Origin of the sequence: Variovorax sp. J22P240 (genome assembly GCF_030316855.1) — a bacterium.
In the GTDB taxonomy this organism is placed as follows: Bacteria; Pseudomonadota; Gammaproteobacteria; order Burkholderiales; family Burkholderiaceae_C; genus Variovorax.
Genome location: NZ_JASZYR010000008.1, coordinates 119,757 through 146,005 on the forward strand (window position 1 = coordinate 119,757; position 26,249 = coordinate 146,005).

Here is a 26,249-nt window from a genome sequence, read left to right on the forward strand (position 1 = left end):
ATGGCCACACGTTTCCCCAGCCCCGACGCCCCCGCCAAGTCCGCCTGGCGATGGGCCGTGCTCGGCATGCTTATCGGCACCTTGCTGGCGTTCTCGCTTTTTGCGCCGGCACGCTGGCTCGCCGCCGGCCTGGCCCGGTGGAGCAACGGCCACCTGCAACTGGTCAACGCACGCGGAACGGTCTGGACCGGATCGGCCGGTGTCGTGTTCTCGAGCGGCGCAGGCGGCGCGGAGGCGATCTCGCTGCCCGGAACGCTCGGCTGGACCTTGCGGCCGCGCTGGGACGGCGTGACGGCCGCGCTCGATCTCTCCTGCTGCGCGGCCAAGCCGCTCGAATTCAACGCGCGTCCGCGTGCGAGCGGCCTCGAGCTCGAATGGCGCGACGGCCAGTCGCGCTGGCCCGCCGCGATGCTCGCCGGCTTCGGCGCGCCATGGAACACGCTCAAGCTCGACGGCATGCTGGACGTGTCGACCCAGGCCTTCGTCCTGCGCTCGAGCGGTCCGCAATTGGCGCTCGAAGGGCGCGCAACGCTCGACGCCACCGACATTTCTTCCAGTCTCTCGACCTTGAAACCGATGGGCAGCTACCGCGTTGCCCTCGAGGGAGGCGCTGCGCCGACCCTCCTGCTGACCACACGCGATGGAAGCAGCCTGCAGCTCAGCGGCAGCGGCCGCTGGAACGGCCTCGCTTTCCGATTCGACGGGGAGGCCAGCGCAGCGCCGGGGCGGGAAGACGCACTTTCGAACTTGTTGAACATCATCGGGCGACGCGAAGGCGCGCGCTCGCTCATCACACTGGGTTGACCATGAAGCCAAAGACTTCGACCGGCATCCGCATCGGAACCATCGCGCTCGCCGCGCAGATGCTGATCGCGGCCTGCATTCCTTCCGCGTTCGCACAGGAAACCATCGTGCGGCGCGGCGAACCGATCACGCTGAACTTCACCAACGCCGAGATCGAGTCCGTCGCACGGACCATGGCGGTCGTGACCGGCCGGGACGTGGTCGTCGACCCGCGCGTCAAGGGCACGCTCACGCTGCAGACCGACCGCGCCATCTCCCCGGACGCGGCGTTCAACCAGTTCGCGGCGGCGCTGCGGCTGCAGGGTTTTGCGGTGGTGCAGTCCGAAGGGCTCTACAAGGTGGTGCCGGAAGCCGACGCCAAGCTGCAGAGCAGCACGGTGACCACTTCCACCCCCACTTCGTCGAGCGTGAACGGCAACCAGATCGTCACGCAGATCTTCAAGCTCAACTACGAATCGGCCAACAACCTGCTGCCGGTGCTGCGCCCGCTGATCGCGCCCAACAACACGATCAACGTGAACCCGGGCAACAACTCGCTGGTGATCACCGACTACGCCGAGAACATGCGCCGCCTCGCACGCATCGTGGCAGCGCTGGACGTGCCGAACGCTTCGGACATCGAAGTGATTCCGCTGAAGCATTCGATCGCCACCGACATGGTGCCGCTGATCACGCGGCTGCTCGAAGGCGGCGCGAGCACGAGCCCGGGCGCCACCACGCCGGGCTCGGTCGATTCGTCGTTCCGCACCACGCTGCTTGCCGAGCCGCGCGGCAACGCGCTCATCCTGCGCGCAGCCAACCCGGCGCGCGCACAGTTGGTCCGCACGCTGGTCGACAAGATCGACCGCCCGGCCATCGACAGCGGTAACGGCGCCGCCGGCAATGTCTACGTGGTCTATCTGAAGAACGCCGATGCGGTCAAGCTCGCAGCGACCTTGCGTGCAGCGATGTCGGCAGAAGCACGTGGCGGCACCGGTGGCCTTCAGGGCACCACGGGCGGCGGCACCCAGCAGGCCTCGCAGCAACTCAACACCGCACAAAGCGGCCTGTCGCAGGCCAGTTCGGCTGCAACGGCGCCCCTCAACCCCAACGCCAACCAGCCGTCGACCGGCGGCCAGGTGCAGGCCGACCCGTCCACCAATTCGCTGATCATCACGGCGCCCGAACCACAGTACCGGCAGATGCGCGCGGTCATCGACCGCCTCGACGGCAAGCGCGCGCAGGTGCTGGTCGAAAGCCTGATTGTCGAAGTGAACGCCGACAAGGCGGCGGAGTTCGGCATCCAGTGGCAGACCGGCATCGGCAACAGCGGCGACCGGAACGTGGGCTTCATCGGCACCAACTCCAGCCTGGGCGGCCAGAACATCGTCGACCTGGCGGTCGGCCTGGCGACCGGCAACACCGCGACGCGGCCTTCGACCGGCATCAATTTCGGCATCGGCACCAAGTACGGCGGCCAATACATCCTGAGCTTTGTCGCGCGTTTTCTCGAGAGCAATGGCGAGGGCAACGTGCTGTCGACGCCCACGCTGCTGACGCTGGACAACGAGGAGGCCAAGATCGTGATCGGCCAGAACGTGCCCTTTCTGACGGGCCAGTTCACCAACACGGGTGCTGCCAACGGATCGGTCAATCCGTTCCAGACGATCGAGCGCAAGGACGTCGGCCTGACCCTGCGGGTGCGACCGCAGATCAACGAGAGCAACACCGTCAAGATGTCGATCTTCCAGGAGGTCTCGACCATCCAGGCGTCGACCCTGAACAACGTGAACGGCCCGACCACCAACAAGCGCAGCATCGAATCGAACGTGGTGGTGGACGACGGCAACATCATCGTGCTCGGCGGGCTGCTGCAGGACGAGTATTCGAGCGGCACGGAAAAGGTGCCCTTGGCCGGCGACATCCCGATCCTCGGCAATCTCTTTAAGAGCGAAACGCGCTCGCGCAAGAAAACCAACCTGATGGTGTTCCTGCGGCCCGTGGTGGTGCGCGACAACGCCGTCGGCGACCAACTCGCCCTCGACCGCTACGACGCCATCCGCGGCCTGCAGCAGACCTCGCAGCCGGAGAAGAACATCTTCCTGCGCAGCGTGGATGAGTCCGCAGTGCTGCCGGCGGCGCCGCCCGGGCAGGGCATGCAGCCCTTGGCACCTACACCCACACTGCCGCCGGCCGCCAACCCGGACCGCCGCATCGAGGGCACGCGCCTGGTGCCGCCGCCGCTCACCCCGAGCGACACGCGGGCACTGCGCCCAAGCACCATGAAGGGCGCATTGCCACCCACCGCCGACCCATCGACGGGCCGCGAATTGCCCTAGAGTCAGGTCGTGCGCTATCCCCTCCCCTACGCCTTCGCGCGCGGCCAGCAGTTGTTGCTGGAAGAAACGGACGAAGGCAGCTATACCCTCTGGATGCCCAAGGTGCCTCCGCGCAGCGCGCTGGGCGAAGTGCTGCGCAAATACCAGGTCAAGACTTTTGAGCCACTGGCGCCCGAACAGCTGGCTCAGCGCATCAGCGCAGCCTATGCGCAGGGCGAATCGAACGCCGCCGCCGTGGTTAGCGAGGTCCAAGGCGACGCCGACCTCTCGCGCATGATGCAAGAACTGCCGGCGGTCGAGGACTTGCTCGAATCGGCCGGCGACGCGCCGATCATCCGCATGCTCAACGCACTGCTCACGCAGGCGGCGCGCGACGGCGCCAGCGACATTCACATCGAGCCCTACGAGCGGACGTCTTCGGTGCGCTTTCGCATCGACGGCACGCTGCGCGAAGTCGTGCAGCCCAATCGCGCGCTGCATGCGGCGCTGATCTCGCGCCTGAAGATCATGGCCGACCTCGACATCTCCGAAAAGCGCTTGCCGCAGGACGGACGCATCAGCCTGCGAATCGGCACCCGCGCAGTCGACGTGCGCGTGTCGACGCTGCCGTCGGCGCACGGCGAGCGCGCGGTGCTGCGTCTGCTCGACAAATCGGAAAGCAAGCTCACGCTCGAATCGGTCGGCATGCAGGGCGACACCCTCGCGCGTTTCGAACAGTTGATCGGCCAGCCGCACGGCATCATCCTGGTGACCGGACCGACCGGCTCGGGCAAGACCACCACGCTGTACGCCGCGCTCAGCCGGCTCGACGCGAGCAGCAGCAACATCATGACGGTCGAAGACCCGATCGAGTACGAGCTGCCCGGCGTCGGTCAGACCCAGGTCAACGCCAAGATCGAACTGACCTTCGCCAAGGCCCTGCGCGCTATCCTGCGGCAGGACCCGGACGTGATCATGATCGGCGAAATCCGCGACTTCGAAACCGCGCAAATCGCCATCCAGGCATCGCTCACCGGCCACCTCGTGCTCGCGACGCTCCACACCAACGACTCCGTCAGCGCCGTCACGCGCCTGACCGATATGGGCGTGGAGCCCTTCCTGCTCAGCTCGTCGCTGCTCGGCGTGCTGGCGCAGCGGCTGGTTCGCAAGCTGTGTCCCGTGTGCTCTGTGCCCACAGATGGTGGCGAAGGTCAACCCGTCGGCTGCACCGCCTGCGGTCAGACCGGCTACCAGGGCCGCACCGGCATCTTCGAACTGCTCGTCGCCGACGACACCGTGCAGTCGCTCATCCACAACCGCGCCCCCGAAAGCCAGATCTTCGTCGCCGCCGAGCGCGGCGGCCTGCGCTCCATGCGCGAAGATGGCGAACGCCTCCTCAAGGCCGGCGTCACCTCACGAGCCGAACTTCTGAGGGTCACCAGAGACTAAGCAGCCCTCCGCAAGCCACGCTCCCATTCGCAGGTTGCCCCGGATCCGGCTCCGCCGGTCCGAAGGCAACGCCCCCGGAAGGGGGTTGGCGGCCACACGAAGTGGGCAAGCCTGGGGGAGAGAGAATCGCCAGATGCCCGCCTATTCGTTTGACGCCATCGACCAGCAAGGCCAGCCCCGCAAGGGCGTGCTCGAAGCCGATACCGCCCGCGGTGCGCGCGGCATGCTGCGCGCACAGGCGCTGATCCCCCTCGCCGTCACACCCGTCGGCAGCGTTGAAAGCGGCGCACCGGCCGCCGGTGGGTGGCCCCGGATGTTCGGCGGCGGCCGCATCTTCAGTTCCACGACCCTGGCCGTCTGGACCCGCCAGATCGCTGGCCTGGTGTCTTCGGGCCTCCCGCTCGAACGCGCACTCACCGCACTGACCGACGAAGCCGAGAGCGAAGCGCAACGCAACCTGGTCGCCTCTTTGCGCGCCGAAGTCAACGCCGGCTCGCCCTTCGGTCGCGCGCTCGCGCAACATCCCCGCGAGTTCTCCCCGATCTACACCGCCGTGATCGGTGCCGGCGAACAGAGCGGCAACCTCGGCCTCGTGCTGGAGCGCCTGGCCGATGACCTCGAACAGCGGCAGGCGTTGCAACAAAAGCTCGTCGGCGCGGCCCTGTATCCGGCGATCGTGACGCTGGTCGCGATCGTCATCGTGATCTTTCTCGTGAGCTACGTCGTGCCGCAGGTCGCCAACGTGTTCGCAGGCACCAAGCGCGCGCTGCCCATCCTCACGGTGGCGATGCTGGCCCTCAGCGATTTCGTGCGCAACTACGGGTGGTTGATGCTGGGCGTCATCGTCATCGGCACCATCGGCGCTCGAATGGCGCTCGCCCGCGAGGCCTTCCGCGAAAAGTTCGATGCGGCGTGGCTCAATCTCCCGCTCGTCGGCAAGCTCTCCCGCGGCTACAACGCGGCGCGCTTCGCGAGCACGCTGGCGATGCTGGCGACGGCCGGCGTGCCCATCCTGCGTGCGCTGCAGGCCGCCTCCGAAACACTCGGCAATCGGGCCATGCGCGCCGATGCGCTCGATGCGCTCGTGCTGGTGCGCGAAGGCGCGCCGCTGGCTTCGGCGCTGGCGCAGAAGAAGCGCTTCCCGGGCATCGTCTCGATGTTCGCGCGCCTCGGCGAGCAGACCGGCACCTTGCCGCTGATGCTGCAGCGTGCGGCGAACCAGCTCGGCGCGGAAGTGCAGCGCCGCGCCATGCACCTCGCCACGATCCTGGAGCCCTTGCTGATCGTGGCGATGGGCGGCGTGGTGATGCTGATCGTCCTCGCGGTGCTGATGCCCATCATCCAATTGAACCAATTCGTGAAGTAGCTCTATGGCGGTCTCCCTTGACGATAAGTTGGTGGTGGCGATCTCCTCGCGTGCACTCTTCAATCTGGAAGAAGAAAACCGGATCTTCGAATCAGGCGACGACGCGGGCTACATGAAACTGCAGCTCGACCGCCTCGACGTGCCGGCCCAGCCGGGCATCGCCTACTCGCTGGTGCGCAAGCTGCTGCGCTTCAACGACGACGGCAAGCAGCGCGTCGAGGTCGTGATCCTGTCGCGCAACGACCCGGTGTCGGGGATGAGGATCTTCCGCTCGGGCGCGGCCAACGGCATCTCGCTGCAGCGCGGCGTGTTCACACAGGGGCGGCCGCCGTTCGGCTACCTGCGGCCGTTGCGTGCGCACCTCTTCCTCTCGGTCAATGCGGAAGACGTGCGCGAGGCCCTCGTTGCCGGATTCCCTGCAGCGCGGGTGCTCGTCGAATCGGTGCATGCCAGCGATGCCTATCCGAATGAAGTGCGCATCGCCTTCGACGGCGATGCGGTGCTCTTCAGCGACGAGGCCGAGCGCGTGTTCCAGGCCGAAGGTCTCGACGCCTTCCAACTGCACGAGTCGAGCAAGGCCCAGATGCCGCTGCCCGAAGGGCCGTTCAAGCCGCTGCTCGCGGCGCTGCATCGGCTGCAGCAGGCCAGCAACCCGGCCATGCGCATTCGCACAGCGCTGGTAACCGCACGCAGCGCACCGGCGCATGAGCGCGCCATCCGCACGCTGATGAACTGGAAGATCAAGGTTGACGAAGCCATGTTCCTCGGCGGCCTGCCCAAGGGCGAGTTCCTGCGCGAATTCGAGCCCGACTTCTTCTTCGACGACCAGACCGGCCACGTCGATGCGGCTGCGCGCCATGTGCCCTCTGGGCACGTCGCCAGCGGCATCAGCAATCCGCGCTGAGCCGCTCGGGCAGAAAGCTACCTGCTTCTCCAGGCCTGCGTCCGCGCCAGCACCGAGCGGCCCGCCAGTGCGAACAAGCCACGGCCGAGTGCGGCCGTCAGCATGATCAGCGACGCCATGGCCGCTGCCGGCGCGACATCGCCCGCATCGTCCATGTTCAGCACCGCGATGGCAGCCAGCGTGGTCTGCGGCGCGTAGAGGAAGACCACCGCCGATACCGTTGTCATCGCATTGACGAAGAAGTAGCCCGCGACGTCGAGCACGGTCGGCAACGCCACCGGCAGGTGCACGCGCCACAGCGTGCGCCAGAAGGGCACGCCCATCGATTCCGACACCAGTTCGTACTCGCGGTCGAGTTGGCGCAGCGCCGTGAGCGAAGTGAGGTGCGCGACCGAGAAGAAGTGCGCCACCGTGCAGATCACGAGGATCGCCATGCCGCCGTAGAGCCCGCGCAGCGGATTCGATGGCGCGTTGAAGAAGAAGATGTAGCCCACGCCCAGCACAAGGCCGGGCACGGCGAGCGGCAGATTCGCGAGCAGGTTGAGCACCTCGCGCAACAGCACGAAGTGGCGCGGCTTCTCGACCAGGTAGGCCGAGACAAAGGTGGCGATCGCACCCACCACCGCGGCGCCCACCGCGAGGCGCAGCGAGTTGAAGTAGCTGCCCCAGCCGCCGCCATCCATATTGCTGAAGTCGTAGTTCTTGAGCGAAGGCGCGAGCTTGTAAGGCCAGTAGGTCGCCAGCGAGGCGAACACCGCCATGCCGATCATCACGACGATGCAGAACGCGATCAGCAGGCATGCGGCCAGCAACGCACGGTCGCGCACCGGCATGGGCTCCGGCACGTAGAGCGTGGCGCGCGCGGACAAGGCCGCAGCCTGCCGGCGACGCACGCGGCGCTCGACCAGGAAGGACAGCACGGCAGGAATCAGCAGCACGAAACCGACCACCGCGCCCATCTGGAAGTTCTGTTGCCCCACGACCTGCTTGTAGATGTCGGTCGCGAGCACTCCAGTCTGGCCGCCCACCACCTTGGGCACCCCGAAGTCGGTGATGACCAGCACGAAGACCACCATGCCGGCAACGATCAAGCCGTAGCGCGATGCCGGCAGCGTCACGGTGCGGAAGATGCGCCAGCGCGACGCGCCGAGCGTCTGTGCTGCCTCGTAGAGGCGGCCGTCGGACGTGGCCATCGCCGTGGTGAGAATCAGCAGCGCGTGCGGCAAGGTCCAGAACACCGAGCCGAGCACGATGCCCAAGGGGCCGTAGATCGACACGTCGCCGAGCCAGCCCTTGAACACGCCCTGGTTGCCGAACAGGTAGACCAGGCTGATCGCCGGCAGCAGCGAGGGCGCAAGCAGCGGCATCAACGCGATGGCGCGCAACAGTCCCTTGCCGCGCATGCACGAGAGCGTGAGCCCGTAGGCATACACATAGGCGATGCCCGTGCACAACGCCGCGCTGACCACTGCGAGCCAGACACTGTTGAAAGCCGACCGCACGAGCGCGGGGTTGTCGACGTAGTGCGCGAAGTTCGCGAGCCCCACGAACGCGCCCGCGCGATCGAAAAAGCTCTGCCCGACCAGCGCACCCACCGGCAGCGCCACGATCACGATCAGCACGGCCCCGGCCAGCAATACGGCAGCGCCCGTCAGCCAGCGGTCGCGATCGAAAGCGCTGCGTTGGCGCGGCAGTTCGGTCGTCCGGGCAGCGATCGTCGACACGGTCGTGGAGTCGACGTCGGCGAGGGCGCTCAACGCGCCAACACCGACAGCGCGTGCTGCGGCAGCTGGATGTGCACCATGCTGCTGGGCACCAGCGGATCGACGCCACGATGGTCCACCGGCAGATCGGCCTCGATCTCGATGCCCAACGGCTCGCAGGCGAGGCGCGCGGCCGTCCGGTTGCCGAAGAACTCGGTGTCCAGAAGGCGCGCCGCGAAGCTGTTGATGCCCACGTCGTCGCCGAAGCGACGGACCACCACGTGCTCCGGCCGGATGCCGATGGTGGCCTGCGCGCCCACGCCGACGTCACCCGGCTCGCAGACCAGTTCGCTGTCGCGCACACGCATCCTGCCGTCGGGCAGCACGGTCGCGGGCAGCATGTTCATGCGGCCGACGAAGCTCGCGACGAAGCGGGTGCGCGGACGGTGGTAGAGCTCATCGGGCGTGCCAGCCTGTTCGATGCGGCCGTTGTGCATCAGCACCACGCGGTCCGCCATCGACAGCGCCTCTTCCTGGTCGTGCGTGACCATGATCGTCACGACGCCGAGGCGCTTCTGCAGCGCGCGGATTTCGGTGCGCAGGCTGGTACGAACCTGGGCATCGAGCGCGGACAGGGGCTCGTCCAGCAAAAGGAGGCGCGGATTGGGCGCCAGCGCACGCGCCAGTGCCACGCGTTGCTGCTGGCCGCCAGAGAGTTGCACCGGATATTTGTCGGCGTGCGCGGCCAGCCCGACGAGATCGAGCATCTCGCGCGAGCGCTTGGCGATCTCCCGCGCCAGCGCCCCTGTCGGCTGCAGCCCATAGGCGATGTTCTGCGCCGCCGTGAGATTGGGAAAGAGCGCGTACGACTGGAACACCACGCCGAAGCCACGCGCAGCCGGCGGCAGACCCGCGATGTCCTGGCCGCCCAGCAGCAACTGGCCGTGGTCCGCGTGCTCGATGCCGCAGACGATGCGCAGCAGCGTGGTCTTGCCGCAGCCCGAAGGCCCGAGCAGACACACGAACTCGCCGGGTTCGACATCCAGGTCGATCCCGTCGAGCACGCGGGTGTTGCCGAAGGATTTGCCGATGCCGCGCAGGGAAAGGAAACTCGTCATGCGCGACCCGTCACTGCGGAGCCTTTTTTTCGGACTTCGACTCGTAGCGTTTGGACCACTCGGTCAGGATGCGTTCGCGATTCGCGGCAGCCCAGTCGAAATCGTTCTTCGCGAGCAGCGTCTCGACGTCGCCCGGCACGAACTCCAGCTTTTCCTGGATGCCCGGCAGCGCGAGCACTGCGAAATTCTTCGCATAAAGCTCGTTCGCCTGCTTCGTCACGGCCCAGTCGGCCAGCGCCTTCGCGGCCTCGGCCTTCTTCGTCGTCTTCATGATGCCGGTGGCTTCCATGTCCCAGCCGAGGCCTTCCTTGGGCAGCACGATGTCGATGGGCGCGCCGTCGCGCTTGGTCTTGTTGGCGCGGTACTCGAAGGACATGCCGAGCGCGAATTCGCCAGCGCCTGCCTGGCGGCAGGGCTTGCTGCCGGACTGGCTGTAGATGCCGATGTTCTGGTGCAGGGCGTCCATGTACTGCCACGCCTTCTGCTCGCCCATCATCTGGATCCAGCCCGAAACCATCAGGTAGCCGGTGCCCGAAGCGGCCGGGTTCGGCATGGTGATCTGGCCCTTGTAGACCGGGTTCGTCAGATCGGCCCAGCTCGTGGGCTTGGGCAGGTTCTTCTTCTGCGCCTCGGCGGTGTTGAAGCACACGGCGGAGGACCACACGTCCATGCCGACCCACTTGGGCGGATTCGCGCTGTCGCGCATCGTCGGCTTGATGGCTTCCAGACCCTTCGGCGCGTAGGGCTGCAGCATGCCTTCCTTGTCGAGCAGCATCAGCGAGGTGGCGGCCAGCCCCCAGACCACGTCGGCCTGCGGGTTGGACTTTTCGGCGAGCAGCTTGGCCGTGACGATGCCGGTGGAGTCGCGAACGAACTTCAGTTCGATCGAGGGGTTGTCCTTCTCGAAGGCCGCCTTGTAGGCCTGCACCTGATCGGCTTCGAGCGCGGTGTACACCAGCAGCTCGGTACGGCCCTGGGCGGCCGCGCCGACACCGATGGTCAGCAGGACGGCGGGCAAGGCCCATTGAAAAGTGCGACGCAACATGGGGATCCTCTTGGGGTTGTGGCTGGGCAGCAGACTGCCGATCGGTGCGCGGCTCCGCGCGAAACCCGTCGATCATCCGGAGGGCATGTGACAGGCGTTTGTCAATTCCCCATGCACCGGGCAGCCTGTCACGGGGCCGTCATGCCGCCGACACGTTTCAGCGCCGCTTAAGCTTGCGGCGCTTGCGGGGCGCTACGATGAAAGATACGCGCCGTTCTGGCGTGAACCCAGGTCCACGCCATGACTGAGCCTACACAAGCCCCTAAGAACATCCTTGCCACCCTGCGCCGCATCGGCGCACTTGCGGCGCCCTACTTCCGGTCGGAGGAAAAGTGGGTGGCGCGCGGCCTGCTTGCAGCCATCGTCGCGCTCAACCTGGGCGTGGTCTACATGCTGGTGCTGAACAACCAGTGGTACGCGCGCTTCTACGACGCATTACAGAACAAAGATCAGGCCGTGTTTTGGAGGGAGATCGTCTTTTTCTGCTGGATCGCCGCCGCCTACATCGTGATCGCGATCCTCAAGTTCTATCTGACGCAGCTGCTGCAGTTGCGGTGGCGTGCGTGGATGACGCGCAGCTACCTGTCGCGCTGGATGGCGAATCACACCTTCTATCACCTCGAGCTTGCGCGCTACGGGCAGAACGATGGACAGACGCCGGACAACCCGGACCAGCGCATCCAGGAGGACATGCAGATCTTCACCGACTACACGATGACGCTGTCGATGGGGCTGCTGAACGCCGTGGTCACGCTGGTGAGCTTCATCGGCATCCTGTGGGGTCTGAGCGGCGTCGTGAGCCTGCCGCTGTTCGGCAGTACCTATGAGGTTCCGGGCTCGATGGTCTGGATCGCGCTGGCCTACTGCGCGGCCGGCACGGTCATCACCCACTACATCGGCAGGCCACTGATCGGGCTGAACTTTCAGCAGCAACGCTACGAAGCCGACTTCCGCCACCATCTGGTGCGCGTGCGGGAGTACAGCGAGGCCATCGCGCTGGACCGCGGCGAGCAGGTCGAGCATGGGCAGCTCAAGCTGCGCTTCGGCTCGGTGCTGAAGAACTACCTGCAGTTGATCAAGAAACAGAAGAACCTGGTGGCCTTCACGGCTTCGTTCGGGCAAGCCTCGGTGGTCTTTGCGTTCATCGTGCAGGCGCCGCGCTTCTTCAGCGGCGCGATCCAGCTCGGGCAGCTGATGCAGGTCAACTCGGCATTCGGCCGTGTGCAGGATTCGCTGAGCTGGTTCGTCGACAACTACGACCGCGTCGCCGTCTGGCGCGCGACCGCGGACCGGCTGACCTCGTTCGAGGCGGCCATGCGGGCCCATGACGGCACCGTCAGTGCGCTGGAACGCACACCATCGAAGGCCGGCGAGGGCCTGAACGCCGCCGATGTCAGTGTCGCCTTGCCCACCGGTGCGTCGCTGATCCAGGGCGCCGCCCTGTCGGTGAAGCCGGGTGACTCCGTGCTGCTGCAAGGCCCCTCGGGCAGCGGCAAGTCGACGCTCTTCCGTTCCTTCGCCGGCATCTGGCCGTTCGCGAACGGCAAGGTCTCGGTGCCCGACAACGCGATGTTCATTCCGCAACGGCCGTACGTGCCCAACGGCCGCCTGCGCGACGCGCTGGCCTACCCCGATCCCGCGAGCAAATACACCGACGCGCAACTCGTGCAGGCCCTAGCCGATGCTTTGCTGCCCGACCTCGCAGGCCGACTCGACGACAGCGACGCGTGGAGCCAGAAGCTCTCGGGCGGCGAGCAGCAGCGCCTGGCCATCGCTCGCGTGCTGCTGCGCAAACCGGCCTGGCTGTTCGCCGACGAGGCCACCAGCGCACTCGACGCCGAAGCGGAGGAGACCTTGTACAAGCGACTTGCGGCCGGCGTTCGCGCCGCGGGTGGCGCGATGGTGTCGATCGCGCACCGGGCATCGGTCGGCGCTTTCCACGACAGGCGCTGGACGCTGGTGCCCGAAACCGACGGCGCGTCGGCGCGCTACAGGGTCGAGGCCACGTAGCGCTCCCAGCCCCGCGAGCGCAGTTCGCATGCGGGGCAGTTGCCGCAGCCGTAGCCCCAGGCGTGGCGCTGCTCCCGGTCGCCGAGGTAGCAGGTGTGCGTGTCCTCGACGATCAGGTCGATCAGCGGGACGCCGCCCAGCCGGTGCGCCATCGCCCAGGTCTCTGCCTTGTCTATCCACATCAGCGGCGTCTCGATCACGAAGCGCCGATCCATGCCGAGCGACAACGCAAGCTGCATCGCCTTCATCGTGTCGTCGCGGCAGTCGGGATAGCCGGAGAAATCCGTCTCGCACACGCCGGTGACGATCACCTCCAGCCCGCGCCGGTAGGCCAGCGCGCCAGAAAGGGTGAGGAACAGCAGGTTGCGCCCGGGAACGAAGGTGTTCGGCAGTCCGTTCGCCTGCATCTCGAAGGCAATGTCCTGCGTGAGCGACGAAGCGCTGACCTGGCCCAGCACATCGACCGACAGCATGTGGTCCTCGCCCAGCCGCGGCGCCCAGTGCGGGAAGCGCTCCCGCAGATGCGCCAGCACGGTGATTCGCGCTTCGAGTTCGACGCGATGGCGCTGGCCGTAGTCGAAGCCGACGGTTTCCACGCGCTCGAATTTGTCGAGTGCGTCGGCGAGACAGGTGGTGGAGTCCTGGCCGCCCGAGAAAAGGACGAGTGCGGTGTTGTGCATGGCGACCGACTCTCTAGAGGAAGCGCTCCAGCAGCTTGCGCGAGGGGCGGTCCAGCGACTTCACGTCGGGAATGCGGAACTGCACGCCATGCGCGCTGGCGATCAGCAGCGCGCCGCCTTCCAGGCGACGGATGTCCTCCTCGGCCTTGAGCACGAAGCTGCTCTCGCCGCGGTCGGTGCTCACCTGCCAGGTGCTGGGAACGCCGAAGCTCGACACCTTGTGCAGTTTCAGCAGCGTCGGCGCGAAATCGCGCGCGACCAGATCCTCGTCGAGCAACTGGCGCAACGATGCGGGCAGCACGTCCATCCGGTCGATCCACACGAGTTCGCGGCCATCGCTGCCGACGAGTGAAATGCCGTCGTCCGGCGCGGTGAGCGGAAACGCACGCACCGGCACCACGCCGATATGGCGCATGCCTTCGGCATCGGTCAGCACGAGGCGGCCGAACGCATCGCGTTCCAGTTGAAGTCGGTCCATCATGCTTCCCCCGCCGGATGGGCTGCGTGGCTGCCGAGCGCCATCGCCACCGCCGCGCGTTCGTCCGCAGCGCCGGCGCTCTCGTCGTCGGCTTGCCGCAATTGCGCCTGGTAGAGCCGCCAGTAGGCGCCCTGCCGGGCCATGAGTTCGTCGTGCGGACCGACTTCGACGATCTCGCCGCGGTCCATCACCACCAGCCGATCGGCCTTGCGCAGCGTCGAGAGGCGGTGCGCGATGGCGATCGTCGTGCGGCCTTGCACCAGATTGTCGAGCGCCTTCTGGATTTCCTTCTCGGTCTCGGTGTCGACCGCCGACGTGGCCTCGTCGAGGATCAGGATGCGCGGGTCGATCAGCAGCGCTCGCGCGATGCTGATGCGCTGGCGCTCGCCGCCCGAAAGCCCCTGGCCGCGCTCGCCGACCAGCGAGTCGTAGCCATGCGCCAGTCGCAGGATGAAGTCGTGCGCATGAGCGGCGCGGGCCGCGGCGACGATCTCCTCGCGCGTGGCGTCGGGCTTGCCGTAGGCGATGTTCTGCGCGATGGTGCCGAAGAACAGGAAGGGTTCCTGCAGCACCAGCCCCACGTGGCGCCGGTAGTCGGCCACCGCGAAGCGGCGAATGTCGGTGCCGTCGACCCTGATGGCGCCATCGGTCACGTCGTAGAAGCGGCAGATCAGGTTGACCAGCGTGCTCTTGCCCGATCCGCTGTGGCCCACCAGGCCGATCATCTCGCCGGGCTCGATGACGAGATCGAGGTCGCGGATCACCGCGCGGCTGCCGTAGCGGAAGCCCACGTCGGCCATCTCGATGCGTCCCTGCACGCGCTCGACCTTCACCGGATTGGCCGGCTCGGGCACGTTGCTCACGTGGTCGAGGATGTCGAAGATGCGCTTGGCGCCGGCCGCCGCCTTTTGCGTGACCGAGACGATGCGGCTCATCGAATCGAGCCGCGTGTAGAAGCGCCCGATGTAGGCGATGAAGGCGGTGAGCACACCGACGGTGATGCGCCCGCGCGCCACCTGCCAGATGCCGAAGCCCCAGACCACGAGCAGGCCGATTTCCGTCAGCAGCGACACGCTGGGCGTGAACAGCGACCAGGTCTTGTTGAGCTTGTCGTTGACCTGCAGGTTGTAGAGGTTGGCGGCGTGGAAGCGGTCGGCTTCGCGCTTTTCCTGCGCGAAGGCCTTCACCACGCGGATGCCGGGAATGGTGTCGGCCAGCACGTTGGTCACCTCGCTCCACACGCGGTCGATCTTTTCGAAGCCGGTGCGCAGCCGGTCGCGCACGACGTGGATCATCCAGGCGATGAAGGGCAAAGGGACCAAAGTGACGACCGCCAACAGCGGGTTGATCGAGAACAGGATCACCGCCGTCATCGTGATCATCAGCACGTCGGTCAGGAAGTCGAGCGCGTGCAGTGACAGGAAAACGTTGATGCGGTCAGTCTCCGAGCCGATGCGCGCCATCAGGTCGCCCGTGCGCTTGCCGCCGAAGTAATCCAGAGGCAACGTCAGCAAGTGTTCGTAAGTGGTGGTCCGCAGGTCGGCGCCGATACGTTCGGAGACCAGCGCCAGCATGTAAGTGCGCGCCCAACCCAGTGCCCAGCCGACCAGCGCCGCACCCAGCAGTGCGCTGAGGAACATCACCACCTTGGCGACCGCGATCTTCTGGCCGTTCTGGAACGGGATCAGGATGTCGTCCATCAGCGGGATGGTCAGGTAGGGCGGCACCAGCGTGGCGGCGGTAGAGGCCAGCGTCAGCAGGAAGCCGGTGATGAGCTGCTTTCGGTAGGGCTTGGCGAAGCGGCCCAGTCGCAGCAGCACCCAGGTGGAGGGCGGAGTCTGGAGTTCGGGCTCGGCGAGCGCGGCGTCGTCGACATCACCGCCCTCGCCTGTCACCTGCGCGACTCCCGCCGCCTGCTGCTCGAACAATTTCTGCAGCCGCAGCGCCGCCGGCTGGTTCGCCAGGGTGTAGCGCCAGCGGGCCACCCGGCCCCTGGCATCCAGCAGGTCGAGCGTGCCGATTCCGGCGTGGTCGGCCATTTGCAACTCGAGGCCCGGCGCCGGGAGCGGCCATTCCGCCCAGGTGCCGTCCGGCGCGCGGGCCAGCAAACGGCGCTCCGTCAACGCCAGCAGGCCGGAGGCAAATCGAAGATCCCCGTCGAGGTCAACCGGCAGGCTCGCCAGAACGTTTTCCGCATCAGTGAGCCGGCTTTTCAGAATGTCTGAAGCCTCCTCCGCTTCGCCCCCCGGGGTGCCTACTGGATCGTGATGTTGCATTGTGTTTCTGTATCTCTGGCCCGCCAACGGACCCTTCATGGCGCTCGCCGGGCGCCGATTCTGACCGATGACCATGGGCGCTCTTGAAGGTGCCGCGGTGCTCGGCCAAAGCACATCGAACGTTTTCATGACCCGTTTCGACGACATACGCCTGCTGCGCACCAACTATTTGCGCGGCCCCAACCTCTGGACCTACCGGCCCGTGCTGGAAGTCTGGCTCGACCTTGGCGCGCTCGAGGACTATCCCTCCAACAAGATCGACGGTTTCACCGACCGCCTGACGACCCTGCTGCCGGCGCTGATCGAGCACCACTGCGGCGTCGGCGAGCGCGGCGGCTTCATCCAGCGCCTGACCGAAGGCACATGGGCGGGCCACGTGCTGGAACACGTCGTGATCGAACTGCTCAACCTGGCCGGCATGCCGACGGGCTTCGGCCAGACGCGCAGCACCTCGCAGCATGGCGTCTACCGCATGGTCTTCCGCGCCCGCGACGAGCAGGTGGCCCGCGTGGCGCTCGGCGAAGGCCATCGCCTGCTGATGGCCGCCATCAACAACGACCCCTTCGACGCCGCCGCCGTGCAGCGCGCGGTCGACGCGGTCAAGGCCAAGGTCGAGGACTGTTACCTCGGCCCCAGCACCGCGTGCATCGTCGGCGCCGCCACGGATCGCGGCATCCCGCACATGCGGCTCAACAGCGGCAATCTGGTTCAACTCGGCTACGGCGCCAACCAGCAACGCATCTGGACGGCCGAGACCGACTACACCAGCGCCATCGGCGAATCCATCGCCAGCGACAAGGAACTGACCAAGTCGCTGCTCGCCAGTTGCGGCGTGCCGGTGCCCGAGGGCCAGGTGGTCGCCACCGCCGAGGAAGCCTGGGAAGCCGCCGAAGACGTCGGCCTGCCCGTGGTGGTGAAGCCTTCCGACGCCAACCACGGCCGCGGCGTCTCGCTCGAGCTCCACACGCGTGAGGAAGTCATCGCCGCCTTCGCGGTCGCCGAGCCGGAGGGCAGCGACGTGATGGTCGAGCGCTTCATCCGCGGGTCGGAACACCGCCTGCTGGTGGTCGGCGGACAGGTCGTTGCCGCAGCGCGCGGCGAGATCATCACCGTGACCGGCGACGGCACCTCGACCGTGGCCCAGCTCATCGAGAGCCAGCTCAACAGCGACCCGCGCCGCGGTGCAGAAGAAGAGTTTCCGCTGGACGTGATCGTTCTCGACACCGACGCCAAGCTGCAGCTCGAACTCAAGCGCCAGGATCTCGACGGCACCGCGGTGCCCGCCTCCGGCCGGGTCGTGACGATCCAGCGCAACGGCAACATGGCCATCGACTGCACCGACCAGGTCCACCCCGACGTCGCGCATGCCGCCGTGCTGGCCGCCCGCGTGGTCGGCCTGGACATCGCCGGCGTCGACCTCGTGGCGCTGGACATATCGCGGCCGCTGGCGGCCCAAGGCGGCGCCATCGTCGAAGTCAACGCCGGCCCCGGCCTGCTGATGCACCTGAAGCCCGCCGTCGGTTCGCCACGGCCGGTGGGTCGCGCGATCTGCGACCACCTGTTCCCCGACGATGCACCGGGCCGCATTCCCGTGGTCGGGGTCGCCGGCTCGCGCGACACCGCCGTCTTGTCGCGCCTGGTCGCGTGGCTGATCGGCCTCGGCGGCCGCCACACCGGTCTGGCCTGCCGCGACGGCCTCTTCCTCGAACGCCGCCGCGTCGATGCACGCAACAGTGCCAACTGGGAGGCCGGCCACCGCCTGCTGGTCAACCGCGCCGTGCAGGCCGTGGTGGTCGAGAACGGTGCCGAAACCATCCTGCGCGACGGCCTCGCCTATGACCGCTGCGAAGTCGGCATCGTGACGGACCTCGAAGGTGCCGAAGCACTGGCCGAATTCGACATCACCGAAAGCGACCAGATGGTGCGGGTGCTCCGCACCCAGGTCGACGTCGTACTGCCCGAAGGCACCGCCGTCCTCAACGCCGCCGACCAGCGTGTCGCCGGACTGGCGCCGCTGTGCGATGGCGACGTCATCCTGTATTCCACCGACCCGCAGGCCGAGGCGCTGGCCAAGCACCAGTCCAGCGGCGGCAAGGCCGTACTGGTGCGTCAGGACCGCGTGGTGCTGGCCAACGGCAGCAGCGAATCCTTCCTGCCCGGACTCGGCCGCCTGACCATCTGGCGCGCCACGCACGTGGGCGTGAGCCTCGAAAGCCTGCTCGCCGCCGTCGCCGCGGGCTGGGCACTCGGCATTCCGCTGAACCTGATCGGCGCCGGCGTCGAAGCCTTCGAAGCCGATCTGCAAGCGGCACTCGCGTCTTTGCAGCTGTCGCAGACCCTTCTTTCGCCCGTCGAACAACAATTTGCCTGACCGGCCGGACCTCGATCCGCGCCACCTACTGCCATGGAAGTTACCCGTACTCGCGCGCTGCGTGGGCCCAATCTCTGGAGCCGCCACACCTGCATCGAGGCGATCGTCACCTGCAAGGACGACGAGAACGCCATCGAACGGCTGGCCGGCTTCGAGCCCCGCCTGCGCGCCCTGTTCCCGAACATCGGCGAACTGCACCCCATCGTCCTCGGCCAACCGCTGGCGCTCGCTCATGTGCTCGAAAACGCCGCCGTGGCGATGCAGGCCCAGGCGGGCTGTGCAGTGAACTTCGGTCACACCGCGCGCACGATCGAAGACGGCGTCTACCAGGTCACCTTTCAGTACAGCGAAGAGGCCGTCGGCCGGCGCGCGCTCGAACTGGCCAAGGCGCTCATCGACGCGTCGCAGAACGGCACCGATTTCGATGCCATCGCGGCCATCACCGAACTGCGCGACCTCGACGAATCCGAGCGGCTGGGCCCGAGCACCGGCTCCATCGTCGATGCGGCCGTCGCGCGCGGCATCCCCTATCGCCGCCTGACCTCCGGCAGCCTCGTGCAGTTCGGCTGGGGCTCTAAGCAGCGTCGCATCCAGGCCGCGGAAGTCGACAGCACCAGCGGCGTGGCGGAGGCCATCGCGCAGGACAAGGAATTGACCAAGCAACTGCTCAATGCGGCCGGCGTGCCGGTGCCGCTGGGCCGCCCGGTCACCGACGCCGATGACGGCTGGGCCGCAGCGCAGGAAATCGGCTTGCCCGTGGTGGTCAAGCCGCAGGACGGCAACCAAGGCAAGGGCGTCACCGTCAACATCACTACGCGGGAACAACTGATCTCCGCCTATGACTCGGCTGCCGTCTACGGCGAGGTCATGGTCGAGAAATTCCTGCCCGGCTTCGACTTTCGCCTTTTGGTCGTGGGCGACCGGCTGGTGGCGGCCGCCCGCCGCGATCCTCCGCACGTGATCGGCGATGGCGCGAAGACGGTTCGCGAGCTGGTCGACGTGGTCAACCAGGACCCGCGACGCGGCGAAGGCCACGCCACCTCGCTCACCAAGATCCGGCTCGACGACATCGCCATCGGCCGCCTGGAAGCGCAAGGCCTCACGCCCGACAGCGTGCCCACGCTCGGCCAGCGCGTGGTGCTGCGCAACAACGCCAACCTCTCCACCGGAGGCACCGCCACCGACGTGACCGACACGGTGCACCCCGAAGTGGCGGCCCGCGCGGTCGATGCGGCGCAGATGGTCGGGCTGCACATCTGCGGCGTCGACATGGTCTGCGAGAACGTTCTGCGCCCGCTGGAAGAGCAGCACGGCGGCGTGGTCGAGGTCAACGCCGCGCCCGGCCTGCGCATGCACATCTCGCCCTCTTTCGGCCGAGGTCGCGCAGTCGGTGAAGCAGTGATGGACACGCTGTTCGCGCACGGCGACGACGGCCGCATCCCCGTGGTGGCCGTCACCGGCACCAACGGCAAGACCACCACCGCGCGCCTGATCAACCACCTGCTCGCCGGCAGCGGCCTCCGCACCGGCATGACCAACACCGACGGCGTCTACGTCGACGGCCGGCAGACCGACAGCGGCGACTGCAGCGGACCCAAGAGCGCCCGCAACGTGCTGCTGCATCCCGACGTCGATGCCGCCGTGTTCGAAGTGGCGCGGGGCGGCATCCTGCGCGAGGGGCTCGGCTTCGACCGGTGCCAGGTGGCCGTGGTGACCAACATCGGCAGCGGCGACCACCTCGGACTCAACTACATCACGACGGTCGAAGACCTGGCCGTGCTCAAGCGCGTCGTCGTGCGCAACGTGGCGCCCAACGGCTATGCGGTGCTCAACGCGACCGACCCCAACGTGGCGGCCATGGCCGTCACCTGCCCCGGCAGCGTGATCTTCTTCGCCGCTGACCGGCAGCATCCGGTGATGGCCACTCACCGCGCACAGGGCAAGCGCACTGTCTACGTCGACCAGGACACGCTGGTCGCCGCCGAAGGCTCGTGGCGCGAGCGCATTCCGCTGCGCGACGTGCAGATCACCCGCAACGGCACCATCGGCTTCCAGGTCGACAACGTCATGGCGTCGGTCGCGGCCGCATGGGCGGTGGGCCTGGACTGGGACACCATCCGCAGCGGCCTCGCCAGCTTCAAGAACGATGCCGCCGGCGTGCCGGGCCGGTTCAACGTGATGGATTACCGCGGCGCCACCGTGATCGCCGACTACGGCCACAACACCGACGCGATGCGCGCGCTGGTCGCCGCGGTCGACACCATGCCGGCAAAGAAGCGCTCGGTGGTGATCAGCGGCGCCGGCGACCGCCGCGACTGCGACATCCGCGACCAGACCGCGATCCTCGGCCAGGCCTTCGACGACGTGATCCTCTACCAGGACGCGGCGCAACGCGGCCGTGCCGACGGCGAGGTCATGGCCTTGCTTCGACAGGGCCTCGAAGGGGCGCAACGCACGCGCTTCATCGACGAGATCCGTGGTGAGTTCATCGCCATCGACAGTGCGCTTGCGCGGCTGCAGCCGGGCGACCTCTCGCTGATCCTGGTGGACCAGGTCGACGAAGCGCTCGCTCACCTCGCCAAGCGCATCGCGGCAGGCTGAGAGCCCGCTCGCGAACACGGCGGGCTTCTGCGAGCCATCTGCCCGTCCGTTTGCGGGATCTGTCCGACAAGAACGTGCGCCACCGAGGACTGGCCGACGGCCGTGATCTCCCACACACTCCGAGCTTCCCGGGCCGCAGACTGAGCACCCACGGCGGTGCAAGTCCGCGCCGTCAAAGCAAAAGGAGTGATTCATGTCCAATGCCCTTCGTTCGTGCCTTGCGGTTCTTGTCGCGGCCGGCGGTCTTGTCGGTGCATCGTCGGCGCTCGCCCAGGCGTCCACCTCCGGTTCCCTCGTCTGCGACGGCGTCCTGCAGAACAAGCAGGCTTGCCTGCGCGAAAGAGGCGCGGCGCAACAGGAAGCGCGCCGTGGCGGACTCTCGAGTCCCGACGCTGCCACCCTCCAGGCGAATGCGCTGGCGCGGTGCAACCGCCAGCCTCCAGAAGACCGCGCCGCGTGCGAGGCACGTGTGCTCGGCACCGGACAAACCAACGTCACCGGCAGCGTCCTGGGCGGCGGCGTGATCCGCACGACCGTGGTGCCCGTCCCGGCGCGGTAGAGGGGTCTGCCGCATGCCCGCCGCGCAGGTTCAATGTCCTGCCTTGTCATGCGGCTGTCACAAATGGCGAGGACGCGCTGGCTATAGTCAAGGGCTTGTCCCCACGAGGAAAGCCCATGAACGCCATCAAGGTCGCTCGCCGGTTCATTGAAACGGACCCGGCCAACGAGTCGGCAAAGATCCTGGCCAGACTGGTGCTGGCGCTCGAGTCGGAGCACAGCTTCGAACTGGTCACGCTGTATGAACTCGACTACAAGAGCTTCCAGTTGGCGATGGACATCCTCAGGGAATGGCGCCTTGACCGCTATTACGCCAGCAAGTCGAAGCTGTTCGATTTGTCGATGCAGGTCAATGAACTGGACACCTGATCCCGGCGCGTGGGCGCCGTCAGGCGCGCTGTGACCGAGTTCGAACTCAAGTTCCAGATCGACCCTTCGCACCAGGCTGCGGTCGAAGCGGCGGTGGCCCGGGGACGCTCCTACCGCACGCGGCTTCGCGCGCGCTACTTCGATACCGCGGATGGCGCCCTGGCGGCGCATCGCATCGTGCTACGACTGCGCAAGGAAGGCGGCACCTGGGTGCAGACCGCCAAGGCGCCGACGGACGGGCCGCTCCAACGCCACGAACACAACTTCGAGCTCCCACCCATGGGTGCGCGCGAAGTGCCCTTGCCGCGCATCGACCGGCACGACGGCACACCCGTCGGTGATCTCATCGTCAAGGTGTTGCGCCAGGCGGGGCACGACCCGGCAGCGCTCGAACTCGTCCCGCTCTACGGCACCGACGTCTGGCGCACCACGCGTGAAATGCGCACCGGCGACGCTCTGGTCGAACTCGCTTTCGATCGTGGCGAGGTGCGGTCGGGCGACCGCACGCATGCGCTGTGCGAACTGGAAATCGAACTGAAGCATGGCAGTCCGCAATCGATGCTCGAACTCGCCCAGCGCTGGCGCAACCGGTATGGGCTTTGGCTCGACACCGTGTCGAAGTCGGCGCGCGGCGAACGGTTGGCCAACGGCATCCAGCATGGGCCGCCGACGAAGGCGGTGCAGCCCTCTCTGAAAGGCGATCCGTCTGGCCCGGAGGTTTTTCGCGCAGTATTGAACACCTGTCTCGCACAGATCCTGCCGAATGCGAGCGAAGTCGCCGCAGGCAGCCAGGACGCGGAGCACGTGCATCAACTGCGCGTGGGCATCCGGCGCTTCCGGAGCGCGCTGCGCGAGATGTCCGATTTCGCGCCGCAGATCGACCCCGCGTGGGAGCTCGCGCTCGTCGACGCGTTTCGCGCGCTCGGACTTCGGCGCGACCGCGAGCATCTTCGGCAGAGCGTGCAGCCGCAGATCGAGGCCGCGGGTGGCCCCCCCGTCGCGTGGCAGCACGCTGCCGACGTTCCGGAACCCGCCGACGTGGTGCGCAGCGCGGATTTCCAGACAGTGTTGATGGACTTGGTCACCGCCTCGCTTCCCACGGAGGCCACCGAGGCCACGGACGATGCCTCCGAAGAAGCGCCCCCCGCGCGCAAGCTGCTGCGAAAGCGGCTGGCGAAGCTGCATCGCCAGGTGGTGCGCGACGGCCGGCGCTTCGAGGCGCTGGAGTCCACCGCACAGCACCGTGTCCGCAAGCGCCTCAAGCGCTTGCGCTACCTCGGCGAGTTCGTCGCCCCGCTGTTCGGCCGGCGCGAAGCCAAGCGCTATCTGAAGGAACTGGAGCCGGCGCAGGACGCGCTCGGCAAGCACAACGACGACGCCGTGGCGATCGCTGCCTACCGGGAGCATGCCGCCCACGACGGACGCGCGTGGTTCGCCGTCGGCTGGCTGAGTGCGCGCCAGCCCGACGATGCGGTGGAATGCCGCAAGGCGCTCGACAAGATCGCCGAAGCGCGGCCCTTCTGGAAGAGGCCCTAGCGCCCCCAGCGCAGCACCAGCGGATCGAGCCGCCGCGCGGTCTCGATCAGGCCGGCCCGCGTGTCCGGATGCATGGCGGCCAAGGGATGACGCGGCGCCTCGCAGTCGATCACACCGCCCTCCTTCATCAGCGCCTTGCAGGCCAGCAGCCCGGCCTGCCTGTTCTCGTAGTTGATCAGGGGCAGCCACTGCTGGTAGCGCTCGAAAGCCTGCTCGCGCCGGCCCGCGAGGTAGTCCGCGATGATCGGCCGGATGCCGTCCGGGTAGCCGCCGCCCGTCATCGACCCCGTCGCGCCCGCGTCGAGATCGGGCATCAGCGTGATGGCTTCCTCGCCGTCCCACGGTCCTTCGACCGCGTCGCCACCAAGCCGGATCAGTTCACGCAGTTTCGCCGCAGCGCCCGCCGTCTCGATCTTGAAGTACGCAACGTGCTCGATCTCTTTCGCCATGCGCGCAAGGAACGGAGCCGACAGCACAGTGCCGCTGGCCGGTGCGTCCTGAATCATGATGGGAATGTCGACCGCATCGGACAGCCGCGCATAGAAGTCGTGGATCTGCGGCTCTCCCACGCGGAAGGTCGCGCCGTGGTACGGCGGCATCACCATCAGCATCGCGGCGCCCATGTCCTGAGCACGCCGGCTGCGTTCGGCGCAGACCCTGGTGCTGAAGTGCGTGGTGGTGACGATCACCGGCACCCGGCCTGCGACGTGTTCCAGGATCGATCGGGTCAGCACTTCGCGCTCCTCGTCCGACAGCACGAACTGCTCGGAGAAGTTCGCGAGGATGCAGACGCCGTCGGAGCCGGCGTCGATCATGAAGTCGATGGATCGTTTCTGGCTCGCGAGGTCGAGTTCGCCCGACTCGGTAAAGGTGGTCGGGGCGACCGGGAAGATGCCCTGGTAGCGGCGTTTCGTCGAAGCGGTCATGGAAAGATCTCCGGATCAATGCGAATGGCGTGGCACGGCCGCACCGCGGCAGCCGACGAGGAAGTCGAAGTCGCAGCCCTCGTCCGCCTGCAGCACGTGGTCGACGTAAAGGCGCTGGTAGCCGCCGCCCTGGACGGGCGCTGCGTCGGAGGCGATGGCTTCGAGGCGATCGGCCAGTTCGGCGTCGCTGATGTCGAGATGCAGCCGGCCCTCGTGGCAATCGAGCTCGATCCAATCTCCATCGCGCACCGCCGCGAGCGGACCTCCATCTGCTGCCTCGGGCGCGACATGCAGCACCACCGTGCCGTAGGCGGTGCCACTCATGCGTGCGTCGGAGATGCGCACCATGTCCTTGATGCCCTGGCGCAGCAGCTTGGGCGGCAGCCCCATATTGCCGACCTCGGCCATGCCGGGGTAGCCCTTGGGGCCGCAGTTCTTCATCACCAGCACGGAGCTCGCGTCGACGTCGAGCGCTTCATCGACGATGCGCTCCTTGTAGTGCTCCAGATTCTCGAACACGACGGCGCGGCCACGATGCTTGAGCAGTTCCGGCGAGGCGGCCGATGGCTTCAGCACCGCGCCGCGTGGCGACAGGTTGCCCCGCAGGATGCAGATGCCGCCATCGTCGATGAGCGGCTTGTCGATCGGGCGGATCACTTCGTCGTTGTGGCTTGGCGCCTCGCGAACGTTCTCCCACAGCGACTTGCCGTTGACCGTGAGCGCATCCGGGTGAGGCAGCAGGCCATGCTCGCCGAGGCGGCGCAGCACGGCCGGCAACCCACCCGCGTAATAGAACTCCTCCATCAGGAAGCGACCCGAAGGCATCAGGTCCACCAGCGTGGGCGTGCCGCGCCCGATGCGCGTCCAGTCCTCGAGTTCGAGCGGTATGCCGATGCGCCCCGCGATCGCCTTGAGGTGAATCACCGCATTGGTCGACCCCCCGATCGCGGCATTCGTGCGGATGGCGTTCTCGAAGGCTTCGCGCGTGAGGATCTTCGACAGCGTCAGCCCTTCGCGCGCCATCGCGACGGCGCGCATGCCCGACATCTGCGCCAGCACATAGCGACGCGCATCGACCGCCGGGATCGCCGCGTTGTGCGGCAGCGATGTGCCCAGCGCCTCGGCCATGCAGGCCATGGTCGACGCCGTGCCCATGGTGTTGCAGGTGCCGGCCGAACGCGACATGCCCGCCTCGGCCGAGAGGAACTGGTGCACGTTGATCTCCCCCGCCTTCATCGCCTCGTGCAGTTGCCATACGGCCGTGCCGGAGCCGATGTCGCGGCCTTCGAGCTTGCCGTTGAGCATCGGCCCGCCCGTGACGACGATGGCCGGGATATCGCAACTCGCGGCACCCATCAGAAGCGCGGGCGTGGTCTTGTCGCAGCCCGTGAGCAGCACCACCGCGTCGATCGGGTTGCCGCGGATGGCCTCCTCCACATCCATGCTCGCGAGGTTGCGCGTGAGCATTGCGGTCGGCCGCAGGTTCGATTCGCCGTTGGAGAACACCGGGAACTCCACCGGGAAGCCCCCCGCCTCCGAGATGCCCCGCTTCACGTGCTCGGCGATCTTGCGGAAGTGCGCGTTGCACGGCGTCAGCTCCGACCAGGTGTTGCAGATGCCGATGATGGGCCGTCCGTCGAACTCGTGCTCGGGGATTCCCTGGTTCTTCATCCAGCTGCGGTACATGAAGCCGTTCTTGTCGGCCATGCCGAACCATTCGGCCGAACGCAGTTTTCTCGGGGAGTCGGACATGCGATG

19 protein-coding genes are annotated in these 26,249 nt (G+C 67.2%); 11 read left to right on the forward strand and 8 right to left on the reverse strand.

The window, feature by feature from the left end:
• The 5 genes from gspN (at window position 1) to QTI24_RS19975 (ending at window position 6,820) form a co-directional block, all read left to right on the forward strand.
• Window positions 1-804, forward strand: a complete 804-nt coding sequence (gene gspN / locus QTI24_RS19955) for a type II secretion system protein N (protein ID WP_286602834.1) — start codon at window positions 1-3, stop codon at window positions 802-804.
• Window positions 805-806: 2 nt separating this feature from the next.
• On the forward strand, window positions 807-3,122 hold the full coding sequence (gene gspD / locus QTI24_RS19960) for a type II secretion system secretin GspD (protein ID WP_286602836.1): 2,316 nt from the start codon (window positions 807-809) through the stop codon (window positions 3,120-3,122).
• Window positions 3,123-3,131: 9 nt separating this feature from the next.
• Complete coding sequence (gspE, locus tag QTI24_RS19965; protein WP_286602837.1) at window positions 3,132-4,550, forward strand: type II secretion system ATPase GspE; 1,419 nt, start codon at window positions 3,132-3,134, stop codon at window positions 4,548-4,550.
• A gap of 133 nt (window positions 4,551-4,683) precedes the next feature.
• Window positions 4,684-5,916 (forward strand): type II secretion system inner membrane protein GspF, encoded by a 1,233-nt coding sequence (gspF, locus tag QTI24_RS19970; protein ID WP_286602838.1) that lies wholly within the window; start codon window positions 4,684-4,686, stop codon window positions 5,914-5,916.
• 4 nt (window positions 5,917-5,920) lie between these two features.
• Window positions 5,921-6,820, forward strand: coding sequence for a 5'-nucleotidase (locus QTI24_RS19975; RefSeq protein ID WP_286602840.1), 900 nt, complete (start codon window positions 5,921-5,923; stop codon window positions 6,818-6,820).
• A 17-nt stretch (window positions 6,821-6,837) separates the two neighbouring features.
• On the opposite strand, the gene QTI24_RS19980 is transcribed toward QTI24_RS19975, so the two are convergent.
• The 3 genes from QTI24_RS19980 to QTI24_RS19990 are packed head-to-tail and all read right to left on the reverse strand — an operon-like array spanning window position 6,838 to window position 10,686.
• Complete coding sequence (locus QTI24_RS19980) at window positions 6,838-8,544, reverse strand: putative 2-aminoethylphosphonate ABC transporter permease subunit (protein ID WP_286602969.1); 1,707 nt, start codon at window positions 8,542-8,544, stop codon at window positions 6,838-6,840.
• 29 nt (window positions 8,545-8,573) lie between these two features.
• Window positions 8,574-9,641 (reverse strand): ABC transporter ATP-binding protein, encoded by a 1,068-nt coding sequence (locus QTI24_RS19985; protein WP_286602843.1) that lies wholly within the window; start codon window positions 9,639-9,641, stop codon window positions 8,574-8,576.
• 10 nt (window positions 9,642-9,651) lie between these two features.
• Window positions 9,652-10,686, reverse strand: a complete 1,035-nt coding sequence (locus tag QTI24_RS19990; RefSeq protein WP_286602844.1) for a putative 2-aminoethylphosphonate ABC transporter substrate-binding protein — start codon at window positions 10,684-10,686, stop codon at window positions 9,652-9,654.
• A 240-nt stretch (window positions 10,687-10,926) separates the two neighbouring features.
• Here QTI24_RS19990 and QTI24_RS19995 point away from each other — a divergent pair, with 240 nt between their 5' ends.
• Window positions 10,927-12,696, forward strand: a complete 1,770-nt coding sequence (locus tag QTI24_RS19995; RefSeq protein ID WP_286602846.1) for an ABC transporter ATP-binding protein/permease — start codon at window positions 10,927-10,929, stop codon at window positions 12,694-12,696.
• Here QTI24_RS19995 and queC read toward each other — a convergent pair.
• The 3 genes from queC to QTI24_RS20010 are packed head-to-tail and all read right to left on the reverse strand — an operon-like array spanning window position 12,675 to window position 16,130.
• The gene (queC, locus tag QTI24_RS20000; protein WP_286602847.1) at window positions 12,675-13,376 is read right to left on the reverse strand and encodes a 7-cyano-7-deazaguanine synthase QueC; all 702 of its coding nucleotides are present in this window, start codon (window positions 13,374-13,376) and stop codon (window positions 12,675-12,677) included. The genes QTI24_RS19995 and queC overlap by 22 nt on opposite strands.
• A gap of 13 nt (window positions 13,377-13,389) precedes the next feature.
• Entirely contained in the window at window positions 13,390-13,857 is a 468-nt protein-coding gene (locus QTI24_RS20005; protein ID WP_503011289.1) for a cyanophycin metabolism-associated DUF1854 family protein, read from the reverse strand.
• A complete protein-coding gene (locus QTI24_RS20010) occupies window positions 13,854-16,130 on the reverse strand; it encodes a cyanophycin metabolism-associated ABC transporter (RefSeq protein ID WP_286602848.1) in 2,277 nt (758 codons plus the stop codon). The genes QTI24_RS20005 and QTI24_RS20010 overlap by 4 nt, the downstream gene beginning before the upstream one ends.
• A 127-nt stretch (window positions 16,131-16,257) precedes the next feature.
• On the opposite strand from QTI24_RS20010, the gene QTI24_RS20015 reads away from it, so the two are divergent.
• The 5 genes from QTI24_RS20015 (at window position 16,258) to QTI24_RS20035 (ending at window position 23,565) form a co-directional block, all read left to right on the forward strand.
• On the forward strand, window positions 16,258-18,501 hold the full coding sequence (locus QTI24_RS20015; protein WP_286602850.1) for a cyanophycin synthetase: 2,244 nt from the start codon (window positions 16,258-16,260) through the stop codon (window positions 18,499-18,501).
• Between the two features lie 33 nt (window positions 18,502-18,534).
• Window positions 18,535-21,102 carry a cyanophycin synthetase gene (cphA, locus tag QTI24_RS20020; RefSeq protein ID WP_286602852.1) on the forward strand — a complete coding sequence of 856 codons (2,568 nt, stop codon included), beginning with the start codon at window positions 18,535-18,537 and terminating at the stop codon, window positions 21,100-21,102.
• A 193-nt stretch (window positions 21,103-21,295) separates the two neighbouring features.
• Window positions 21,296-21,661 (forward strand): hypothetical protein, encoded by a 366-nt coding sequence (locus QTI24_RS20025; RefSeq protein WP_286602853.1) that lies wholly within the window; start codon window positions 21,296-21,298, stop codon window positions 21,659-21,661.
• Between the two features lie 116 nt (window positions 21,662-21,777).
• Entirely contained in the window at window positions 21,778-22,029 is a 252-nt protein-coding gene (locus QTI24_RS20030) for a hypothetical protein (protein WP_286602854.1), read from the forward strand.
• Between the two features lie 9 nt (window positions 22,030-22,038).
• On the forward strand, window positions 22,039-23,565 hold the full coding sequence (locus tag QTI24_RS20035) for a CYTH and CHAD domain-containing protein (protein ID WP_286602855.1): 1,527 nt from the start codon (window positions 22,039-22,041) through the stop codon (window positions 23,563-23,565).
• On the opposite strand, the gene QTI24_RS20040 is transcribed toward QTI24_RS20035, so the two are convergent.
• Window positions 23,562-24,491, reverse strand: a complete 930-nt coding sequence (locus QTI24_RS20040) for a dihydrodipicolinate synthase family protein (protein WP_286602856.1) — start codon at window positions 24,489-24,491, stop codon at window positions 23,562-23,564. The genes QTI24_RS20035 and QTI24_RS20040 overlap by 4 nt on opposite strands.
• A gap of 15 nt (window positions 24,492-24,506) precedes the next feature.
• Window positions 24,507-26,243: an IlvD/Edd family dehydratase gene (locus QTI24_RS20045; protein ID WP_286602857.1), complete on the reverse strand. Its 1,737-nt coding sequence runs from the start codon at window positions 26,241-26,243 to the stop codon at window positions 24,507-24,509.
• Between the last annotated feature and the right edge of the window lie 6 nt (window positions 26,244-26,249).